We start from the raw sequence: 22821 nt of genomic DNA, 5'->3' as shown, positions 1-22821 counted from the left end.
CTAAATGTTTAAGCTACTAAAATTAGAGCTAAAGGGTCACCAAATACTTGGAGATTTAAAGCTAGACTTTGTTAATGAAGGTGAAGAGAATAATGGACCTTATTCTACAATAATCATAGGTCCAAATGGTACAGGTAAAAGTAATATACTTAGAGCCTTAGTAGATGTCTACAGAGATTTGTACGAGTATAAATTTAATGGTAAACGACCTCGGTACACTACCGGAAAATTTAATTTAGAGTTTGAATTAGAAAATATCAACTATCGATATTCTAATTTTAACAGGCTTACTTTTATAACCAAGAATGGAAAAGAAACTGCTCCTGCTTTTCTTGAAATAAATGGAGAGAAAGATGATTACAGATACGCGAAGTTCCCTAATAAAATAATTGCTAGCTCGATTTTATTGAATGATAAATTCCCGTTCATAGAAGAGAAAGAAGAATTTGAAAATAAGATATTCCCAATTTACAAATATTTAGGAATCAGGAGTTCTTCTTCGTCAGCTGGCACAAAAACTTTAGTTAAAAGAACAGTAAGTAGTATTGTAGATGCTATCGACAGGGATGGTTTTATGGACTCACTTGGAGAGGTCTTGGAGACACTTGATCTAAAGCAAAGTTTTAGAATTGAGTATGATCTTCGCTATAAGACATACTTCTACGACGGCAACCTAACTGTTGATAAATTCAATGATTTCTTCATAAATTGGAGAAAGCATACAAATAGAAAAACAGATCCTTGGACTCTTGGGCATTATAAAAAAATAAGCTCAGACAAAGCCAACGTTTCTAAGATTGTAGACTTCATGAATACTTTAAGTGCTCGAATGAAGTCTCCAGAAGAGGGGTCGAGATTGCGTGTTATTAGCTATGACATTTTTGAAGATAATTCAATGCGAGAAGAATATCCGATTCTTCTGGAATTATCTAAACTCGACTTGATTAAGTTTCCCAAAATTAAATTATTCAAAAGGGGTAAAAGCTTTAGTTTAGAGACAAGTAGCTCAGGTGAGTTTCACTTTATATCTTCCCTCATCACCATTTTTTCAGAAGCTGAGAATAACAGTCTGATACTTATAGATGAACCTGAAATAAGTTTGCACCCTAATTGGCAAATGAGGTATGTTCATCTATTAAAAAAGCTATTTAAAAATTCTAGTGGAGTACACTTCATTATTTGCACACATTCCCATTTTATAATTTCCGACTCAAAGGGGGATACTTCTGCTGTTATTACACTCAAAAATGGTGAGACCGTGGAAGCAGAATTATTAGATTATAATACTTATGGATGGTCAGCGGAAGATGTGCTTCTTAACGTTTTTGGTGTTGCCACTAGTAGAAATAAATTCTTAGCAGATAAAATAAGTAATCTTTTAAAGTTGATAGGAAATGGTGAGAACAGCAGTGGTGAAATTAAAAGAGAGCTAATACAAGTAAAACAACTAGGGCTACAGCTAAAAAATGTTGATCCATTAAAAAAAATAATTTCAACCTTAACTGAAAAATATTTGGGTTAATGAGTTATTCAGCAAATTACCATTTTATAATTAACCCTTATGAAATTAGTGATGACGATAAGGGAATTATTGATGAAGGGGTAAAACTTCAACTCGCCTGGGAAGACAAGCACTACAAACCATTTAGAGATAGAATTAGGAAGTATTTACGAGTACAACAAAATAAGAGGTGCGGATTCTGCAGGCTTAGAATTAATAAATCACAATTCTACCCACATCTTGAACATTTAGTATCAAAAACTAAATACAAACAATTTACTTTTACATCTAATAATCTAGTTTATAGCTGTCAAAAGTGTAATTTTGGTAAGGGAGTAATTAATGTTTTAAGTGTCCCCCATTCTGATCCTGAATCTCAGACTTACCCAATGACATCCGATGGTTTTACCATAGTTAATCCATATTATGATAATATATTAGATCATATAGAGTTTATAGGCGAAGTGATAGCAAAGCCTATAAACTCTTCACTAAAGGGAATAAATACAATACAATTTTATAAACTAGATAGGCTTGATCTAACTGAAGATCGAGCTTTTGAAGCCGACCTAAGTCAAGCTGACATTGAAGAAAAGTTAATGCAAAGAATCTTAATCGAAAACGATCAAGCTTTAATAACTGAAATACAAGATTTCATAAATAGTTTACCCGATTTGGAAATTTAAATGAACAACAACTCCGCTATAGTTTCTAAAGTCTGGTCTTTTTGTAACACTCTCCGCGACGACGGCGTGGGCTATGGAGACTATTTAGAACAGCTTACCTACCTGCTATTCCTGAAGATGGCAGACGAATATACCAAGCCTCCGCATAACCGCCAACTGCCTATACCTGCCGAATACAACTGGGAAAGCCTTGTTGATTTGAAAGGTGCTGAACTGGAAGCGCATTATACCATCATGCTGCGCGAGCTCGGCAAAGAGAAAGGTATACTGGGCCAGATCTTCACCAAGAGCCAGAACAAGATTCAGGACCCAGCCAAGCTCTCCAAGATCATCGCCATGATCAACAACGAGCAGTGGCTGATGATGGGCGTGAAAGACAAAGGCGACATTTACGAAGGCTTGCTGGAAAAGAACGCCGAAGACACCAAGAGCGGTGCCGGCCAGTACTTCACTCCGCGCGCCCTGATCAAAGCCATGGTGGAGTGCGTGAACCCGCAGCCTATGAAAACCATTGCCGATCCGGCTTGCGGTACAGGCGGTTTCTTTCTGGCAGCTTACGATTACCTGGTGGAGCACCATCAGCTGGATCGGGAGCAACGGCAGTTCCTGAAGTATAACACCTTCTTCGGTAACGAGATCGTGGCCAGCACCCGCCGCCTGGCACTGATGAACCTGTTCCTGCACAACATCGGCGACATTGACAGCGACAACTTCATCTCCCCAGCCGATGCGTTGATTGCAGATGCTGGTGTGCGCTATGATTATGTGCTGGCCAACCCGCCTTTTGGCAAGAAGAGCAGCCAGACCTTTACCAATGCAGATGGCGAACAAGAGAAAGAAGATTTGACCTACAACCGGCAGGATTTCTGGGCCACCACCAGTAACAAACAGCTCAACTTCCTGCAGCACATCCGCAGCATGCTCAAAACCACAGGTATGGCCGCCGTGGTTTTGCCAGACAACGTACTGTTCGAAGGCGGAGCCGGTGAATCGGTGCGCAAGAAGCTACTCGAAACAACCGACATCCATACCATTTTGCGCCTACCGACAGGTATATTCTATGCGCAGGGTGTAAAAGCCAATGTGGTGTTCTTCGATAACAAGCCGAGTAGCAAAGATCCTTGGACGAAGGAAATCTGGGTATACGACTACCGCACCAATGTGCACCATACCTTAAAAAAGAACCCGCTCAAGCTAGAAGACCTCCGCGATTTCATCACGCTCTATAACCCAGAAAACCGCCATAAGCGCACCGAAACCTACCACCCGGGAACAAACCCCGAAGGCCGCTGGCGCAAGTTCACTTATGAAGAGATCATCGCCCGCGACAAGACCAGCTTGGACATTACCTGGCTGAAAGACAAGTCACTGGCAGATCTGGATAACCTGCCTGACCCGGATGTATTGGCGGAGGATATTATTGAGAATCTGGAAGCTGGTTTAGAAAGTTTCCGGACGATTTTGGTGGCGTTGGAGAAGTAGCAAAATCAAAATTGAATCAACCTAAAGTAAAAACCCCTGTCATTAAGTTGTCAGGGGTTTTTACTTTAGGTTGATTCAATTTCAGGCTTTTTCTATCAATTCAATTGATTAGATTTCACTTATGCGCACCTGTTCCTTTTTAACTAACAAAAATAAAAAACGATAAACTATAGTGAAGTAGAGATAAAGGATTAGTAAAAAAGTCTAAAAACAAAAAGCACCTACCTCTCAATAAGATAAGTAAACGATTTTCTGTGGCCCTACATGAACACCAACGGATATACTTTCCTATACCAAACTATATTAATTATATCGACTTAGAAACCATCAGTTATATAAAATAAATTAACCATTACTAATAACATCAATTTACTGAACCAGCTTTAATTTGACCTTACATACAAAATCGCAAACATAAACATAGTCTTGGCCATCCTTACTAAAACCAAGGTAAGCTTTCGTATAATGTGTTGTATAATTATCTATTTCTTTTTGAGATCTAATATTTCTAAGATCATATTCAAGATTTATAATACCGTCTTGACCAGTAGTATGAAGGCCCCCCTTATTCCAATTTGCACCTGATATAAAATCTTGTTCAACAACATTAAAAAAACTAATGTCACTAGAATGATCAATCTTTATATGTTTTATACCCGTGAACTTTGTTGAGCCATCCGCCAATATAGAGTGCTTTTTCACTTCAACTTCCCCTAAGTCAATAGTATCTTTAAAACTAAAAGCCTCCACTTTCCAACCATCAAATTCACCAGTAGTATTTATAGTGGAATTGGATATAATGCCATCTAGATCTATCTTGTATGAATCGCTACAAGACGTAAGCAAAATGGCAAAAGCTAAGCACAGATACCTAAAGTATTCTCTCATAAATTGATTATAATTATTAAACCAGATTATAATGTTTCAACATATTAAAGGTGATCCTTCATTCGAAGATTATAATACCTTTATTATAATCTATAGATATTTTCCCAAATCTCTCTAAAGCTGATTGCCCGAATAGAAGAGGTGCTTCCATATTATGTACAACTGAGGCACTTACATTATATAGTGTCTTATTTCCTAGTTTAACAGAATGCAGTTTGATAACAGTACCTTCACTCACTCTCCCAGTCGCGTCAATGAAATTCTGCTTGCCTACAACGTCTTCGTCACTTAGCTTTCCTTGTTTATAAAGAAAGAGTGCTTCAGCTCCAGAAATAGAAATACTACTAGCACCCGTATCGAATATAAAGTGCATCGGTACCCCATTGATCTCTACTGGAATTTCATAGACTCCGCCTGACTTTACCATTCTCACAACAGTTCGGCTCCCATCAGAAACCAGAACTCCATGATCCTTTGAGTCACTAACTCTATCTTTTTTGGTAGCTGATACTCTTCTGCCCGACTGAGAACAGCCAGAGCAGCCAGTTATACTGATGAAGAGAAGATAAACCAATGCAATATTCAAGTACCGCATCATAACTCTATCTCTCCTATTTTAGGAACCACCTGAATAAGAAATTGTTGATTTTTATATTCTTCGTTACCAGAATATCTCCCGACCCCTCCAGTTCCGCTACCCGCAATTTGGACTTCACAAATAGTAGGATCAAACTCAATCCCATTCAACTTCCAAAGGTGAAAGAGCGAAAGAGCTCTTTCATAACTTAATGGAAAGTTTCTTGAATAAGGTATATTAGAAGCCATGCCTTCTATTACTATCAGGTACTTAATATTCTGATCTTGATATTTAGTTTTTAATCGTTCTACCAAAGACACGATACTGTTACCTACTGTTATGAGATATTCTTTATCACCCTCCCTTATATCGCTCTCCTTCGATTCAAAACCTATTTGTTGATTTAATATGAACCTTTTGTGCTCAGGTTGATAAGTAAAGTATTCTTGCGGAAGTTCTTGAACAGCCGCCTGTATCTCTTTTATCTTGTTTAACTGCTCTTCCGTAGCCTGTTGTTGAAGACGTAGCTTTACGAATGTTAACACATATAAGACAAGCATAATAAAGAATAAGCTCGTCATTAAGTCTGCGTAACTCGGCCAGAAAAAATTTGACCCTTTACTCTTCATGCTTCCCAGTTTTCTTAGAGTTGAAAAGCTTTCTGTATACTTTAGAGAAGAACGTGTATAGGCCGTTCTGTAAAGAAGGCCTTTTATTCATTTCTTCCAAGATAGTAAATGAAGCAGCTATTTTAGAATTTAAGTCGGCTAATTCGGATTTTAGCCCACCTACCTGAGAGGCTGTACTCATTTTCATCTCATATAGATTTTTATTTACACTTTCTAAATAGGACAACTTATTTAGATTGGTTTTATTTTCAGAGAAGGCTTGAATCATTAACTCTTCCTCCTTCGCTGTAATGGCCATCATTGCTTTCATTTTAGCTTCATTATGCTCCCTTATTTGACTGAGCATATCTCCCATTACCTCTTCTTCTCTAATAGTAATCTCTTTGAACGAGCTTATTTTAGCTTGGGTGTGTTCTTTTAGTTGGCCTACTGCTTCAGTCATAACATTATCTACATCCGCAACGGTTGTTTGTATGAGATGACTACGGTCCTGCAAATCCTTGAAATGAGAACTTAAGAAGTCTAATAGCTGTTGACTCTGGTCAAATTTAGACCCAAGACTATTTGCAATTACATGGAAATCCTCTGTGCGGTCAATAGCATCATTTAGCTTTGAAGTAAGCTGCTTAGAGCTATCAATCATAGAGTTGACCTGGTTCAGGTAGGTATTAAACTTAACAAACTGTTGTGTACTTTCTTTTAACTCCTTTAATACATTGACATTATACTTGGCAACCTTAGCTATGTCTATCTTCTCTAGGTTTTGAATCATCCTATCTTGAAGTTCTAAGTACTCAAAATTTGAATGAAACAATCCAGTTAGCTTTGTCAGGTTACCAGAAAACTCAGAGTTAAACTTGAAAAGGTTCCGCTGCAGAGATTCCATAGTCCCGGCAAAAGACTGATTTATTACAGGTAGAAGTTCTGTCTGTACAAACGTGTAAAAGTCATTCTTCTTAGCTTCTACTTTACTTTTCGCTCCTTTATATACAAATGCAGAATTAATGATAGTCAGCAAAAGTCCTACAAAGCTAGCTATCATGGCAATTTTAACCCCACCTAATAAGATATCAATTCCTTCCCCTAACTGCTCATTTGCAGAAGTACCAGATAAAGCTCCAGACAGATCTGACATGTTAAATAAGCCAATAACGATCCCTAACATAGTGCCAGCTAAGCCAAGATATAGAGGAACTGAAACACTTAGGTTAATTTTCTCATCGTAAGCATCTACATTCCGTTCTACAATATCCTTGATTAAATTGAAGTCAGAAGCTGCACCTTTGTTACGAATCAAATATGTGTTTATAGAATTTAACACGTTCTCAAACACCTTACTGTTTTGTGAGTCACTCTCAATAATACTTAACTCAATAAATTCTTCATTATCAAAATCTTCTTCTTTATAAAATGAATCTGGTTCGTCAGTATCTAAGTCTTCATCCAAGTATTCTTCATCTCCAAAGTCATCATAGCTAGCTAGTACAGCTACTCTTTCCTGGACCTTGTTAGGAGAAGAAGCATATCTATACTCATTAAGATTAGCCAGTATTTGAGCGGGTTCATGGTTTTGTAACTCAGCTTGCGTTATATAGATTTTGGAAACCTTGATATTTCTTACAGGAGTAATAATCTTCTTAAAAGAAAGTATCTGATAAAGAGTTTGCCCAAACAAAAAGATTTGTAATACTACTATTCCTGTTATAAGAAATATTTCTAGTTGAATTAAATCCATCTTATATATATTCAATTATTGCTTTACTTGTCACCTTCCACTTATCAGCGCGAAGTTCAGCTTTACCTGGAGCAGACGTATATACTGACTTTGCTTTCGGATTGAAAGCATTCTTGGGCTCACATGCAGGGTCAATGTTTTTATCTGGAAACTGCAGAGCTAATTTTATTGCATCTTCACGATTATCAATTTGAAACTCCGCTCTAAAATCATCAATTTTTGTAAATCTGTAGATTGAAGCGCCAGTTCTGAACGCATGAGAGATAGAAAGTGAGTTAAAACTCTCATCTGCATTAGGGTTAGATAAGTAGAAGACTTCCCTTTCTTTATAAGTATTTTTATCTAGTATAGGTGGTGTTATAATATGTTTTTCACCACCGGTCACATGAGTATTAATACTTTTAGTAGCTAGACCATTTATTTGCTTCTCTAGATCTCTAATGACACCCTTTAGCTTATCTAAATCATCTCGCAGGCTTCTAATTTCCGAGTTGGGAGTGGTTTGTTTAGATCCCACTTTAAAGAGTGGATCATTTAACTTACTACTTACATAGCTTTTTACCGCACTAGGCACTTCATCTGACTTTTTCAGGAAGTTAAAGTCTAGATAAGCATAAAGAATTAAAGCAGTTATGATACTTATAAGAATGGCTATAATATCAAACTCAAATGTAAGACCACCAAACCAGCCCGCTTTCTCTTGGTTTGTTATGCTAGTCTGAGATCGATCAAAAATTACTTCACTTTCATCTTCTACTCCTAATGCAGTTTGGTCAGGTGAACTATACCAACCAGTATCTTCATGTACTCCAAATATATGATTTAATCCTTCAGTGATACTTTTCTGGACGTTCTCGAACTCTTCACCTTTCCTTTTGTCCTTAAAAGCATAAAGCTTACCTAGTTTTTTTTTATCATTAAATGCATTCTGAGACAGATATCTTATAGGGTCATTAGCAGCATTTGAATAGTTATTTATTAAGGAATTTATTTCTTTAGAAAGTTCGAGAGTACCACCATATTTTTTTGGAATAGAAACTAAGATCTTCTCAAAAGTTAGAGTTGAAAATTCATCACAATTACATTCTTTTTTAAATTTATTTAAATCCTCCTTTTCGCTTGTTAAAGAGGCTTCAATAGTTTTGCAATTCAAATAGTTTACCGCTGTTTCATATGTATCTTTTGAAACCTGTGCATACAAACTTTGGCCCATGAAAAGCAAAAGCCCTAAAATATAGATTCTCATTACTTTGCTAGTTATTGATGGGAGTTAAGGTAGAGAGCGGTGTTAATAGATTACTGATAGATCCAATGAGTGGATAAAAGAACAGTGTTTCTTCAAGTTCTTTATCACCGCTTGCCGTTTCATCTAGCTGCTGATTGAATTGCAATCCTTCTTCTAGATAATCTCTTAAGTGCTTATTTGATTCAATATTATACAAGTCCATTGCTTTAGAAGAGACTCCGAAGTTATCAGCAAAACTGTATTCCCTGTTAATCTCTCTTATTGTATGCAGAAACGCCTTAACCTCATCAACCACTACCTGCTTTGTATCTTCATCAAGATCATTGTAAGTCAATGGCTTATTTTCTCCTACAGTAGAATTATATACAGCTTTAATAGTTTTTACATCTATTGATAAATCCTCTGCATTTGACATCAGTCCTCCTTTGCAGGTCACTTCTTTAGGCATTTCTCTTTCTGCTTTGATTGTCAAGCCCTCCGAGTTATAAGATTCACCAAATACTTTTTCAAATACTCTCTTAGTAACTTCTTCTAATTGTTTAGCATCAGGTCTGATAATGGAGAGAATTTTAGATCCTGTTCCACTGAAAACTATATTCTTAGGGAATTCAATTTCTTTAGCCTTCATCAATTGTGCAACGTGATACACAATAGCTAAATAGAAATGCAAGAAGGCGATTTTAAGATCGTCATCCTTGGCAAGTAGTGAGTTGTAAGAGAACAGATTTTTATCTTTTACTTTACTGTTGTTCTCAATTGAAAAGAGGAATGTGTTTATATCCTCGGTTCTATTTTTATCTTTGATACTCGATAGAATCTTAGACAGGTCATAGAGCTTATTGATGGCCAATAAATTCTCAAAGTGAGGATAGTACTTTGACATCAAACCATTCGAGCTAGCAGCACCATACTCACTATAAGCATCTCCAAACATTGCATTAGCAGCAAATTTGAAAGATGTTAACAACAAAGGGCGATTGTGTTTGAATACTACCACATCAGTAGTACCGCCACCGATATCAATAGAAACAACTGGCTTATATGCACCACCTTGAATCTGATTTGTACCTTTATAATAATAGAAAGGCGCAAGTGACTCTGTGATTCCTACTGGTGTGTTAGCAGAGCCAAAGTATTCCTTGAATAATTCGTTCCATGTATTTTCCAAATCAGCCTTTCGGGCAGGTTTCATACTAGAAGGATAGAACCAGATTAAGCGAGTCTGTGATAGATTACCCCTATTAAAGATTACTTTATTTCTAAGTAACATAATTAGGTTCTCGAAGAAAGCTCTTACCCTCTTTTCATTCCCTTTTTCTTTTCTCGCCCATTTAAGATTTGACAGAACCTTATCTCTTTCTGGTTTTTTTTCATAGGCGAACGGTATGTTGAAATCTGCTAATGAGAAAGTCTCCATTTCAATATTCAATGAGTGGCTTTCAGCAATCACCGTCCTATGAGGAAACTTATATTCTGCATGTCCTCCTAAAAATTGAGGTATAAATTCATGATCAATAAGTTCCCTTATCGCATTTGCGCCAGAGCCTCCAAAGTCTTCCGTTGTTTTCTCAGGGTGAAACAGTGTTGCGATTTGTGTGTCTTCAGGCGTAACATCGAAAGACCTCGGTGCACCATTACCAACTTTATATTCAACGTGTGTATTTGTTGTACCAAAATCAATAGCAAATGTGAAGTCCTCATTACCTGGTTGATAGATTGGCCACTTAGGAATTATGATGCCAGATGATAATCCATTATTTACCTGTATGTAATCAAACTCGTCATTTAGTATAAAATACTGTGAAGCAACAGAATCAACAGAATCAGAAATCTTACGACTTCTATGCTTTTTTGCTCTTACAGGTAATACATCGGTTCTATTATCACTGAAGAAATTTAAGTCGTATTCGCTACGTTTAAACAATCCTGCTACATCTCTGTCTACTAACTGAATTCTATAGTGTGCCTTTATTTCAGGTGTGCCACATTTGATGAAAGGAAAAATTGTTACACCAACCTGGTTTTCAATAATTACCCCTTTGTTCCTTCTCTCATCTGGGTTAGTTATTTCATAATCTGAAGTAGGGTAATAAGTTCTTTCAAATGTTATATACTCTCGATCTTTTTTTATTGGAATTCTTAAGATAGCCTTAACAGAGTTTCCTGCACCATGGATCAATTCAAACATTACCTTTCCATCCGGAAGCGTTTTTTGCAGATCAAGTGCATTAAAGTATTTAAAGAATTCTCCCTTGATAGGTAGTAAATAGCCTTTAGAGTCGTCCCCAACAGCAGAATTGAAATTACCGTCAAAGTAACTTTCCTTGTTAAGAGGGTAAACAAGCCTTGTGAGATAGGGCTCTAAGAAATCACTAACAGTAAGATAAGGATACTGCACCTTCTGGCCTGGTAACCACCTGTTATTGAAATTTAGCTCTTCATCAAAATATGGAACAGATGTGTTTTTATTCCACAGGTCATTTGTATACTTCAAATTCTTATTCAAATGATTTTGAAGAACTAGTGGCTTCAAATTGCCATTATACTTGACAGAATCTATTATGAAGTCACTTTCCTTTACGGATGCTATTATATCTTCTTTTTTACGCTTCCAAAGAGGTATACCTAAAACTTCTACGACATCACCAGCAGCACCAGTATCAAGGGCAGCATACTTAGTGGCTAGATCAACAGACCCCAGGCTATTTATCTTATTATAAAGATCTGGCTTATGAGAATTAAGAATTTTTAAATTACGTTGCAAGTAATCATAAAAATCTCTACAACTCGATTTGAGTGTATTATATGTATGGAACAGGCTATAAATGTAAAGCTGAAAATCAGCATCCCTTTCATACAAAGCTGCATAGTTATGATCAAATAGTACATCATCTGTCGTCAGCTTGATATTAGCAAACTCAAGATCATTTGCGGATGCAAAAAACAAAGTAACCGGTGATGTAGCACCAATTATCTTGTGTTTATATTCTATAAGATACAGCCTTTGAAGTTTATCAAAATTGTAAGAATGTTTATCTTGGTCTAGGTATAATTTAAGCGTTTCAGCTAAACGCTTATGCATTTCAGAGCCAGACTTTAATTTTCCTATCTCAATGTCTTTGTCCCAAGGAATAATTCTAACATCATTACTTAAACTATCAATATTAAATAGCAACTCTGCGAGATCTAAAGCATCAGAAACAAGCTTTTCATCTTCACGGCTAACAATTGAATCACCTTCTTTTGTATAACATTTTAGATTGGGGCTTTTTGCTGCATTTCTAAAAGCTGTTTTAACAAGATCCATTCTAGCAAAAGGACTAGGTATAGCTGTTGGCAAAAATGTTTCGCTCCCCCCTTGTGGATCGGTTATAGCTTCTATATGCTGATCATTGTAGGCATCAGCATTAAACCATCCTTCACCATCTGTAATATTATGATATGTAAAAATCTTTTTCATTATGCCTTAACTTTGAAGTGAGCGAACTTTTTTGTCAGGATTTCATCTGTAGCTTCAAAAAATAATTTGATTAGTTTTTCAGAGGATGATGCATATTGCCTGCCTTTAGAAATAGAGTTGAGCTTATTATCATAAAAACCGTAGTCAACTTTATCTTTAAACCAACCTTTCTCAGGCTCTATACCCTTTATGGATGCTTCTAAATTAGATTTGATATTAAAAGGAGAAAAGCCTCTTCTGTTTCTGGCAAGTTCTTCAAGCCATTCATCATAAAATGAGAAGAAATCTGCAATGTAGTTTTTATAAAAGGCAGTACTCAGAAAAGCTTTTTTTATTTCAGGAGAATCCGTGCTCCATGCTTGTTTATCAATAGAAGAAGTTAACTTCTCTTGCATATACTTATGGAAAAAGAAGAATTGAGATAATCTAAGGTTCAGGATGTCTTGACTCTGATTACCAAGCTCAAGTAATGTAAGTGCTTCATTATCTGCTTTGGTACCAAACTCTTTATATATTGGGTTAATTGCTCTCCCTTCAGCAGTTTGTAACTGCCGGTCAGGTATACCCATAAAATCAATAATTGCTAAAGCAGAAGCTAATTCTACGAAATGAGCATCATTTTTTTGCCCACCATCACCCGGGTCATTTTTATAAGATTTTCCATTGTATGAATCTGCTATATAATATAGTGCATTAACTGATTGGTTGCCGGTTACATTATCCTTATAGTAATGTAAAGCTGCCTTAGTTTTTGCAATAAAGTCTGATGTTTGGATAGGACTACTTTCATCCTTTTCTACATTAAAATAAGGAAGAACAGTTAAGGCACCAATTTTAGAGTCTTGAAGAAATCCTTTAGAATCAATGGTAGAGTTACCCATTGCACCACGAATATTTTTCAATATGGTCGGGAAACCTGCAGCACCCGTACCTCCAAAAATTGAGCTAATTATAAAGATTCTGTCATCTTCGTTAAAGCTTGATGCGAATTGCTTAAATTCATCTGAATCTTTAAACTGATTTAGTACAACACTTCCTACGTTTGGATTCCCTACAAATCCAATGTCCATCTCAATATCAAGAAGATCGACATCCTCTCCTCTTTTATTAATTGACTGTCCGGAGAATAAAAGGTTAGCCAAAGCTTGATTTGGCTTATCCATAGTATTGTAGCCAATGTAATCTCTAAATCTACTATTAGATACTTCCTGCAGATCAAATGTGAAACTTCCCTGGAACTTTTGCTTATTAGCAGCTAAACTTTGTAGAGTTGAGATTCTGGTATTGAAAAAACCGTTGTTGATTCCAACTTCTTCTGTTATAGATTGGTAAGTATCTAGAACCCGTAAGGTCCTCTTTAAGTCTTCGTTTGCTTTATGAGGGTCAATGATAATAGGTACAATTTCATAAGTATTGTCAGTCTTTTGTGTTATACCAGAGGCCAACAACATTGTAAGAGATCTCAGTACTCTTGATCCAGTACCTCCTATTGCGAAAATAAATAATCTTGCCATTCTATTATATTATTGTTTCCAAGGTGTGTTCCTGCAATTTACACTAAGCTTTCTAGGAAATGGACTAAGAGAAACAAGAGAAAATAAAATTATTGCCCATATACCGTTTGATACACCAAACCCAATACAATCACCTATTGACAGTGTTAATTCACTACAGTAATTTTCTGTTGATAAGTCATTCATTGGTATAGCATATGCTATAAAAAAATTTATGATAAAATTTATGGCTAAGAATATAACCCAATGTTCTCTCCTCTGCCAAGTAGATTTGTCAATGACATGGTAGTAAGCAGAATATGTCAGAAAAGAAACAACTACCATTATACTAGCTACTATAGAATACCAAGGTGTGCCATCATAGCTACAGCTTATATTATATCCTCTCAAGTGATCACCCATGTCTGTAGCATACAGTGGAGAAAGGCCCCACCATTCATATAAACCTGCCAAAAATTCTATCATCTTATTTCTTTATTTTAATCTTTATTTCACTAATAGCTTTAGGAGTGGAAGAATCACCATAGTTGTTATCTAGCTGGTAACCATAGGCACCTGCAACTCCATTGATTAAATATTTAAATCCAAAAGTCTTTGAATGCTCAGATTTATCAGTTTTTATTCCAGTATCATCGTAGGAAGTGACTGTATATACCCACTTAGGTGTCTTAGGTAAAACTTGTATAGTCAGTTCCTCTGATTTTAAGTCATAAGTAGATAAGTGTAGGAGATGTGTAAAATTATTTAAGGCTGGACTTGACCTATCCGTGTTAGCTGTAATCTTAATTGTGTAGCTGCTGTTACTGATTTCGTAATTAATGGGGTCTTCAAAATATTTTTCATCGATTTTATAATCTGAAAAATCCACAGCAACTGTAAAGCCAAAGAGATCTTTATTTTTATCTCTTTTCTCCTTCTCTGCATCTATTATCGATTTTTTAAAATCACTCTTATCTAATTCAAACGTACCAATTTTTGGGTTTTTTTGAACTTTGTAATTTGGTATTCTAGTATCTCTATGTGATGTAAAATAAGCTTTGTTTAATATTTCTCCTCTAATATTCTTTACAATATTATTCGAGATTATACTTTGCACTTGCTCATCAGTGCCCAATATCCAGACATAATAAGGCCTATTGATAGATGCCTCTCTAAGATTTATTTTAGTATCATATTTATTAAAATAATCTCCTTCAAAAGGCGCTTCTAAATGTAAAATCAATACAGAAATATCTGTCTGTTTCAGTTTTTGTACAAAATCCATTCTAATCCCAACCGACTGGGCTTCAAGGTAATCTGTTGCACTCCCAGAGGCTTTCCCTGGAGAAAAAACATAATCTGACACCAATATCACTGCATTTTTAGTATCTACCTGACCCAGAACTTTGGTTATAATATCTTTAAGATCAGAAGCAGCTTTGTTTCCTCCTTTTGCCCTAAATGAATCAGGGGACAACTTATTGATAAAGTCAGCTATATCAGCGGGTAATGCATTATCCTTTAGAGGAACAATAGAATTATTTATGTAGTAAAGATTTAGACTATCAATAACTTCTGAAATTTTCAAATCCCCTAATAGATTGTAAATAGCATTTCTAAATTCTGGTACATTATTCACATATCCATCCATACTTTGAGAATTCTCTAAGTATACATTTACATTGAAAGAAATATTTTCAGAAGTCTCCGTTCCATTATTACCTGGAAGCCAAATAGTAACATCCCTATCTTTAAATCTTAGGCTTACAATTTTATTTAGGAACTCTTCTAAAGCAGTATTATTTAAACTGCCATCTTCTTTTACAAACTCAGCTAGATCTTCAGGATTTGACTTTATAAATCCTTCCAGATCCTTGTATTCCTCCTGTGTTATATCATATCCTTTTCTCACCATTTGCACAGCTTGCCTCTCCAGTTCTTCATTCAGATTTCTACAAGAACTAAGCAAAATTGCTATTACAGGTATGATATAAATTAAAAAGGAGCGTTTTGACATATATTTCTGCACCACGTTCTGTTAAGTATTTATTCAGATAATTTAAATTGGATTTGATTTGCCTATTTACTATTAGATATTCTAAAACCCGCAGCTAAAAAGAAGAATAAAGGATCATCCCCTTACACTTCCAGAGGGAGTCTAAATTCATCTAAATCAATTGGAAATTAAGAAGGGTTTTAATGTACCGAAAGCATATATGATTCAAGTAGTTAAAACTAGTTGAGATTAAAGCTTTAATATGTATACAATATATGCATATATTATAATACAAAAAACAAATATTGATTATTTATAAGATTATGATCGATTCTCAGCGCCGATAGTATTAAAGCATTTCTGCTACTGATTAACAAAGTATTAAGTTGTTTGCTAAAAAAAGAGTTAACAAAACACCTAAAACAAAGAAAGCACCTACCTCTCCTCGAGATAAGTACTTGATTTTCTGTGGCCCACCTAGAATTGAACCAGGCACCTATTGATTATGAGTCTTTGCTCTAACCGAATAAGCTATAGGCCCGTTTCCTTGAGTCACAAACATACTTGCCTATAAATTATACCTGATAGGGTATAAAATAGTCCAAATTAAAATTATTATACCCGATAAGGTATAGCAAGAAAATTTTAACTATATTTATACCCGAAAAGGTATAAGACATGCATTTATACGAATTTGTAAAAGAGAACCGTAAAGCGGCTAACCTGACGCAGCCAGAGTTAGCTGCTAAAGCTGGCGTAGGCCTCAGATTCATAAGGGAACTTGAACAGGGAAAGGAAACACTACGCTTAGACAAGGTAAATCAGGTGTTACAACTCTTCGGCTACCAAACAGGCCCTGTCCCTATTAACCGAAACAATGCATAGGCATGAGGAAAGCTGAAATTAAATTTAAAGATAAAACCGCTGGCTGGCTTACACAGGATGAAAATGGCTATCATTTTGTATATGATGCTGCATTTCTCGCTTCAAGGGATGCTGAACCAATAAGCCTTACCCTCCCTTTACAAGAATTACCTTATCAAAACCAGGTACTTTTTCCCTTTTTCGACGGACTGATTCCCGAAGGATGGTTGCTGGATATTGCCGAAAGAAACTGGAAACTCAATCCGCGTGACCGCATGGGCTTACTGCTAGCCTGCTGTAAAGACTGTATCGGCGCTGTAAGTGTGTATCCTGTAAAGAAAGAGAATGCAGATGAATAGATGTCTATACTGTTACCAACCCCTCAAACTGCCGGGGACTGATTTTCATGCTGGCTGTAGCAAGAAAATATTCGGACAGCCTACCCCCCCTGTTCTCCCTTATACCGAGGCACAAATGGAAGGACTGGCAGAACAAATTATACGAAGTCAGATAACGGTGACAGGTGTGCAGCCAAAACTATCGCTGGATCTGACACCAGGAACAAGTGCGGGAGATCCGCAAAGATTTACAATTGTCGGCCTGTGGGGAGGCTACATCCTGAAACCTCCAAGCCAGCGGTTTGCGGAGCTATCGGAAGTAGAGGACCTAACTATGCACCTGGCAACTCTGGTGAATATCGATGTAGTACCGCACAGTCTCATCCGGCTACAATCAGGCAATCTGGCTTATATTACGAAGCGTATCGACCGCACCCGGAAAGGCAAATTGCACATGGAAGATATGTGCCAGCTAACTGAGCGCCTCACCGAAGACAAATACCACGGTTCCTACGAACAGATAGCCAAGGCGATTGACAAATACTCCATTCGCCCGGGACTGGATGTTGTCAATTTTTACGAACAGGTAGTATTCTCCTTCCTAACAGGAAATGCTGACATGCATTTAAAGAATTTTTCACTGCTTCATCAGCCTGGTATAGGCCCATTGCTTGCACCTGCTTATGACATGGTAGCCACAGCTGTCGTAAATCCTGCAGATGACGAGGATATGGCACTTACGCTAAATGGCAAAAAGAAAAGAATAAAACGTAGCGATTTCACAGCAGCTTTTAACACTTCCAAACTTACCGAGAAGCAGCAGGAAAACATCTTTAGTAAAATGTTAAAAGCGAAGCCAAAGTGGTTCGATCTTATTGAGATTAGCTTTCTAAGCCAAGACTACAAGGAAGCCTACAAGCAGATTATTCAGGATAGGTTTTTGAGGCTGGGCTTAAACGATTGATGCTACACCACCTAATAAATTTGACCTTAAACAAAAAAAGCACTTACCTCTCCTCGAGATAAGTGCTTGATTTTCTGTGGGCCCACCTGTGCCCAAAAATATAAGTATTAAAGATTTAGAAATAGATATACACCTACGATTAAAATGTGCTTCCATTGGCCCTAAAGTGAATTTTTATCATTCCCTCTCGTCTGTTTATGTTGCTTTTCGTATATTTATTACATGATATCTTGGTTACATATTTAGGTACATATTATGGATATAAATATCAACTTGCTTGAGAGCCGAGAGATAAAAGAAGGCAAGCATAAAGGTAAAGCACCCCTAAGGTTTTCATTTTATTATCATGGTAAAAGAATCTTCATCGGAGCAGGAGAGCGATCTCAAATCAAAGCCTGGGACAAAGACAAACAGAAGGTAACGAGGAAAGACCCTGATGGAATAGAGATCAATAAGAGGCTGGCTAAGAAGAAGGTAATTTTACAGGACTCCATCAAGGAACTGGAGAAGCTTGAACTAGAGCCTACACAAGCTAATTTTAAGGAGTTGTACCAAAAGAAAGTTGACGAGGTTTTTAAAGGGCTTAAGCCAGTAGAAAAGACTCCTAAAACATCCGGAAAAGCTTCTTTGCCTAATACTTTCTGGGAAGTTGTTGAACACTACAGAAAGAACTCCAAGAACTCGAAAGAGACAATCCGTAAATTCAATCAGGTTGAAGGTCACCTCAAGGCTTTTAAGCCAGATCTTGATTTCAAAGATTTTACTGAAGACTTCTACAATGACTACTTTCTTGATTATCTGGTAAACGTACCGGTATGCGATAATACTATTGACAAGCATATCGCAGAGATAAAAAAGATATGCAACTACGCTTTAAATAGGTTTAGCCATATTGATATACCTAAAGACTTCATGGACTACAAGAGGGTATATATTAACCCTTTTAGGTTATCTCTATCTTGGGATGAAGTTAAAAAGATAGAAGCATATAAGGCTCCAAATGAAGAACTAGCACTTGCCCAAGACCTTTTTCTAATCTCTTGCTATACAGGCTTACGCTGGCAAAATATAAGTAAGCTTCAGGAGCACAACATAGTAAAAATTAATGGCCAATATTATTTCCAGGGCATAACGTTTAAAAACAGTAAACCTATACAATTCGCCCTCTCCCCTAAGGTAGTTGGCATTCTAAGACGTTATAGTAATAACATTCCAAAAGCCTATAACTATGACATAAATAAGGGCATTCAAAGGGTAGCAAGAGCAGTCGGCTTGAAAGACAAGGTATCCTTCACAAAACTATATGGAGGCGTACCCAAGGTAACAGTAGTGGAAAAATGGAAGAAAGTTACTATGCACGTGGGCAGGCATACTTTTGCGAGGAGATTTCTAGAGTATAACAAATCTGAGGGAGCATTAGCGCTTCAAGCCTTAAAGGAACAATTAGGTCATAGCTCATCTGTTATTACTGAAATCTACTTAAAAATGGTATCCGAACGAAAGGACGCCATGCTTCTTCAAGCTATAGAGTAAAAAGAATGGCTTTAATACTTATGCCACTGATATGCACAATCACTTATTGTGGCAGTTCTTAGATTAGAAAGAAAAGGCACTGAAGAAAAAACTTTAGTGCCTTTTTACATTATCACATTGACTTACCTTCTCTTACTTATTCGTTGGTTGCTACCCTGCAATAAGTTCTAACTTACACACTTGAGTTTAACATTCGGCTCCCGGCCCAGCCTCTCCCTAAAGCACTGCAGGATCAGCTGCCGGATCGCCTCGGCATCCTGCCGCTGGCAGATCACGCCGTCGTGCCTGGTGATGAAGACCAGCCGAAGGTCCAGCGCCCGGGGCACCAGGTACTCGACCATCACCGAGCTTTCCAACCTTGTGATGGTGCGGTAGACAACGACGTTGTCCTCGCGGTTAAGCCGCTCCACCTCTCCGAACACAGTGGGGAAGAACTCCCGGGCCACACGGTACAGGGTTAGGTGCTTGTTACTGGCGCTCAGGTTGCTCTTAGACTTTTTGTTGAGGGACCTGAGCATTGCCTTCTTCACCAGCTCCTTGGTTCCCCCGTACCTTTCCTCCAGCTCCTCTACCTCCCCCACTCTCCCCTGCTTCATGAGCTCGCCCAGGCAGTAGTCGTAAAGGGCCGTGTAGAGGTTCCCGCCACTTGCCATGGCGTTGAAGCGCTCCAGATCCCGGCCCCTGTGCCCCTCCAGGGCCAGGTAAGCTCCGAAGATAAAGAAGTAACAGGCCGACACGTCCACCTCCACCCAGTCCGGCTGCTCTGGCCGGTTGTCGATCCTGAGGAAACGGCGCAGGCTGTTGTCCAGGCTGTTGAAGGGATGGTAGAGCCTGCCCTCCTTGTCGAGCTTGAGGTAGTCCCTCCTCCTCAGGTTATAGACCGGGTAGATCGCCCGGTAGAACTCCAGCGTTTCATAATCCCCCTGGCTAGCCAGCAGGCTCTCCTCGGCCTCCTCGCTCAGCGATACCCGGCTGAGCACCTCCCGTCTGTAGCGGTGCAGGTAGTCCGGCACCTGCCCCACTTTGGCGGCAGTAAGCTTCCGGAGCAGGTGCGGGTCAGAGAGCTTCAACCTGGTGATAGAACGAGAGGAATGGAACACGCCCACGAGCCTGTAGCCCTTCGTGAAGGAGTCTCGCTTCCTCTCCGGCTGGCCCGTCGAGTACGACTCGTTTACCACCAGGATAGGAATTTGCTCCAGAAATTTCCTGATGCTGTAGTAGTGCGTGCTCCCCCCATAGCGGACAAGCTCGTCGCGGTGTATGTTGACGAACTCTTTCAGGCTAGACTTCTCCCTGGACAGCTTCCCGTTATCCCCTTTGGCGGGGAAAAGGCGCCTGGTGACGACATACCAGACAAGGAACAGGGTCCTCTCCCTTAGCCGCTTCTCTACGGTGCGGCTCCACTTCCCACCGCCCCCTAATACGAGCTCCTTTAGCTTATTGAGGTCTCTGTCGACCCAATCCACGACCTCCTGCGGAAGATAGATGTACATAGCAAAGTCTTAATCCCTTTATACCCTTGCGTCCCTTGCCTGCGCCCTTAGGGACACTGAAAAAAGTGAACACATATATGGTGGTGGTAAGGGGGAGGGAGGGGTATATATATAATACAGTACATTAAGTACCGGTACAGTACGGAAGTGCATATCGTACGCAAAGGCCGCTTTAGGCACACCAGGAAACGTACGGCATCACCCCAAGTGCCACTCCCTCACCACAGCGCACAGCGCGCCTGTTTGGCCGCACAATTTACGCCTATGTCAAAAAAGGCGCAAGAGACAGCGCCGCTACGCTGGGTTTGGTGCGCAGAAGGGCAAGTCCGCCATCTAGGCATGACAGCACTCAAAAAGCCTTCCAGAGCCGTTTTTTCGCCCTCTGGCGAGCCTTCTCCCTTAAGACATAGTTTCTCCTTCTACCCGGCACATGAAGTCGCCAGAGGTCTTGCTTTTGCGGTATCCCTTTGCTCTTTCAGGACGCTCTGCCACCGCTGGCCCTGGGCTCTCCTCCGCACTTCCTGGTCGCCTGATACGGCACCGTTTGCCCCAACAGTTCGCCTGATTGTAGGTGAGCACCTCTACCCCACGCACCCGCAAAAAAATTTAACTTCCCTCACTAACCTCCCGCACCCATTTTTCCTATATTATTCCGAAAAGCAAGAGGAGTTTGGTTGGATTCGCTCAGCTTTAGGCTAAACATCCAACATGTTCATGTGTATCTGTCCGTAGTCTCTGTTCCGCATGAACATTACCCGTGGCTAGAAGCGCTCAGAGCCACAGCCGAGAACAAAGCGAAAGCGGCGAGCAAGGTGCGCAACAACTGATGGACGGCGCAACGATTCGCAAGCCTTGGGATTTTTGGTTGTTTGTCCCCGGGTGCGTGTGGAAACCTCGGAAATGTTTCCCCCGACAGTTCCCCCTCCCCTAAGGGAGAACTGTGTGTGTATTCCTAGAAATGTCTCCCCCTGTTATAGGGACGAAAAGGCACGCTGAAGGGCGTAGAAGGACGTGATGTGACTGTAGTGGTGAGTTATTATGTGATTGTGCGAAAGTGACTTGTATAAAGTATAGCTGTGCGTGTATTGGGGTTGCTTGATGGTGTGGAGCTGAGCGTGAATGTAGTTGTTGTGGTTGATTAGAGGGACTTGTATGATAAGGGAATTAGAGCGAGAATAACTAACGTGAGATGGAGCGATTAGGAAAGTGTTGTGAAGCTGTGGGTAAATGTGGTGTAACATATAGGCGAGTGACTTGAAGGAAGAAGCAAAAGCGTGTAGAGAAAGAGCAGTAAAACTTTGTTATAACCTTTAATCTTGACGGAAATGAGAGCGTTTTATTCGGTAAGAGAGTTCAGAGCAGAGCTAAAGAGCAGAGGAATCGACGTGTCGGAGAAAGCGATCCGCCACTACATCGAAAGGGGCACGTTGAAGGCGCAGAAGGACGTGCTCAGGCCGAGTCGTTGGCTCATCCCATCCTCCGAGCTGGAAAGGGTGATTCCTTTGGCACAGCAGGCTTCGTGAGCCGCTCCTGAAACCTTAAAAACGGGTCGGTAATGTATGCGCCCTTACAGGCTCGAAGGGCACCCGGTCGTTATTTTCTTAAGGGAGGGGGGACTATAAGGCTGCTGCTGTACCGGGCTATCACCTGAAGGCTGCTAGCTTCTGGCGGCACTCTTCCAGCAGCGCCCGGGTCTCCTCCAGGCTACGCGCCATCTCTTCCTGCTCCTAGGGGGAGAGGAACTCCTCCTCGTCTCTTGCAATCCACATCATGGCCGGAATATAAGAAAGTCCCTGGGAAAGCAAGCCCGCCCAGCAAACGCAAACACGCATTTTCGACCGGCTGGGAGAAGGGTCGCGCCAGCCCCTAGGCTGAGGGAAAGGGACCGGGGCCAGCCGCCGCCAGTAAAGCACCGTGCCTAAATGAAGTGTAAAAA

General features: G+C 39.2%; 18 protein-coding genes. 8 read left to right on the top strand and 10 right to left on the bottom strand.

Going from position 1 to position 22821, the window contains the following annotated elements:
* Positions 1-4: 4 nt before the first annotated feature.
* From Q1A54_RS14105 to Q1A54_RS14095, 3 genes are read left to right on the top strand one after another with little or no spacing between them, the layout of a single operon-like run.
* Positions 5-1522 carry an AAA family ATPase gene (locus Q1A54_RS14105; RefSeq protein ID WP_299989388.1) on the top strand — a complete coding sequence of 506 codons (1518 nt, stop codon included), beginning with the start codon at positions 5-7 and terminating at the stop codon, positions 1520-1522.
* Positions 1522-2187 (top strand): hypothetical protein, encoded by a 666-nt coding sequence (locus Q1A54_RS14100; protein ID WP_299989386.1) that lies wholly within the window; start codon positions 1522-1524, stop codon positions 2185-2187. Before Q1A54_RS14105 ends, Q1A54_RS14100 begins: the two co-directional genes overlap by 1 nt.
* Positions 2188-3669, top strand: coding sequence for a class I SAM-dependent DNA methyltransferase (locus Q1A54_RS14095; protein ID WP_299989383.1), 1482 nt, complete (start codon positions 2188-2190; stop codon positions 3667-3669).
* 369 nt (positions 3670-4038) lie between these two features.
* Here the strand turns inward: Q1A54_RS14095 and Q1A54_RS14090 are convergent, their stop codons facing one another.
* From Q1A54_RS14090 to Q1A54_RS14050, 9 genes are read right to left on the bottom strand one after another with little or no spacing between them, the layout of a single operon-like run.
* A complete protein-coding gene (locus tag Q1A54_RS14090; protein WP_299989380.1) occupies positions 4039-4557 on the bottom strand; it encodes a hypothetical protein in 519 nt (172 codons plus the stop codon).
* A gap of 58 nt (positions 4558-4615) precedes the next feature.
* Positions 4616-5155, bottom strand: a complete 540-nt coding sequence (locus Q1A54_RS14085) for a retropepsin-like aspartic protease (protein ID WP_299989377.1) — start codon at positions 5153-5155, stop codon at positions 4616-4618.
* The gene (locus Q1A54_RS14080) at positions 5152-5763 is read right to left on the bottom strand and encodes a hypothetical protein (protein ID WP_299989374.1); all 612 of its coding nucleotides are present in this window, start codon (positions 5761-5763) and stop codon (positions 5152-5154) included. Before Q1A54_RS14080 ends, Q1A54_RS14085 begins: the two co-directional genes overlap by 4 nt.
* Positions 5753-7498: a MotA/TolQ/ExbB proton channel family protein gene (locus Q1A54_RS14075; protein ID WP_299989371.1), complete on the bottom strand. Its 1746-nt coding sequence runs from the start codon at positions 7496-7498 to the stop codon at positions 5753-5755. The genes Q1A54_RS14080 and Q1A54_RS14075 overlap by 11 nt, the downstream gene beginning before the upstream one ends.
* Before the next feature lies 1 nt (position 7499).
* Positions 7500-8744, bottom strand: a complete 1245-nt coding sequence (locus tag Q1A54_RS14070) for a hypothetical protein (RefSeq protein WP_299989368.1) — start codon at positions 8742-8744, stop codon at positions 7500-7502.
* 7 nt (positions 8745-8751) lie between these two features.
* Positions 8752-12204, bottom strand: a complete 3453-nt coding sequence (locus Q1A54_RS14065; RefSeq protein ID WP_299989365.1) for a hypothetical protein — start codon at positions 12202-12204, stop codon at positions 8752-8754.
* Positions 12204-13718 (bottom strand): hypothetical protein, encoded by a 1515-nt coding sequence (locus tag Q1A54_RS14060; protein ID WP_299989362.1) that lies wholly within the window; start codon positions 13716-13718, stop codon positions 12204-12206. Before Q1A54_RS14060 ends, Q1A54_RS14065 begins: the two co-directional genes overlap by 1 nt.
* A 9-nt stretch (positions 13719-13727) precedes the next feature.
* A complete protein-coding gene (locus tag Q1A54_RS14055; RefSeq protein WP_299989359.1) occupies positions 13728-14183 on the bottom strand; it encodes a hypothetical protein in 456 nt (151 codons plus the stop codon).
* A 1-nt stretch (position 14184) separates the two neighbouring features.
* Positions 14185-15714, bottom strand: a complete 1530-nt coding sequence (locus tag Q1A54_RS14050) for a hypothetical protein (protein ID WP_299989356.1) — start codon at positions 15712-15714, stop codon at positions 14185-14187.
* Between the two features lie 657 nt (positions 15715-16371).
* Here Q1A54_RS14050 and Q1A54_RS14045 point away from each other — a divergent pair.
* The 4 genes from Q1A54_RS14045 (at position 16372) to Q1A54_RS14030 (ending at position 19392) form a co-directional block, all read left to right on the top strand.
* Complete coding sequence (locus Q1A54_RS14045; protein ID WP_299989353.1) at positions 16372-16578, top strand: helix-turn-helix transcriptional regulator; 207 nt, start codon at positions 16372-16374, stop codon at positions 16576-16578.
* A gap of 2 nt (positions 16579-16580) precedes the next feature.
* Entirely contained in the window at positions 16581-16916 is a 336-nt protein-coding gene (locus tag Q1A54_RS14040; protein ID WP_299989350.1) for a HipA N-terminal domain-containing protein, read from the top strand.
* Positions 16917-17031: 115 nt separating this feature from the next.
* Positions 17032-17859 carry a HipA domain-containing protein gene (locus Q1A54_RS14035; protein WP_366915819.1) on the top strand — a complete coding sequence of 276 codons (828 nt, stop codon included), beginning with the start codon at positions 17032-17034 and terminating at the stop codon, positions 17857-17859.
* Between the two features lie 255 nt (positions 17860-18114).
* Positions 18115-19392 (top strand): phage integrase SAM-like domain-containing protein, encoded by a 1278-nt coding sequence (locus Q1A54_RS14030; RefSeq protein ID WP_299989344.1) that lies wholly within the window; start codon positions 18115-18117, stop codon positions 19390-19392.
* A 167-nt stretch (positions 19393-19559) separates the two neighbouring features.
* On the opposite strand, the gene Q1A54_RS14025 is transcribed toward Q1A54_RS14030, so the two are convergent.
* On the bottom strand, positions 19560-20885 hold the full coding sequence (locus Q1A54_RS14025; RefSeq protein WP_299989341.1) for a hypothetical protein: 1326 nt from the start codon (positions 20883-20885) through the stop codon (positions 19560-19562).
* Positions 20886-22210: 1325 nt separating this feature from the next.
* Between Q1A54_RS14025 and Q1A54_RS14020 the strand changes: the two genes are divergently transcribed.
* Positions 22211-22408 carry a hypothetical protein gene (locus Q1A54_RS14020; RefSeq protein WP_299989338.1) on the top strand — a complete coding sequence of 66 codons (198 nt, stop codon included), beginning with the start codon at positions 22211-22213 and terminating at the stop codon, positions 22406-22408.
* Positions 22409-22821 lie beyond the last annotated feature (413 nt).

Origin of the sequence: uncultured Pontibacter sp. (assembly GCF_947502515.1) — a bacterium.
Taxonomy (GTDB): domain Bacteria; phylum Bacteroidota; class Bacteroidia; order Cytophagales; family Hymenobacteraceae; genus Pontibacter.
This window is presented reverse-complemented; position numbering and strand designations above follow the sequence as displayed.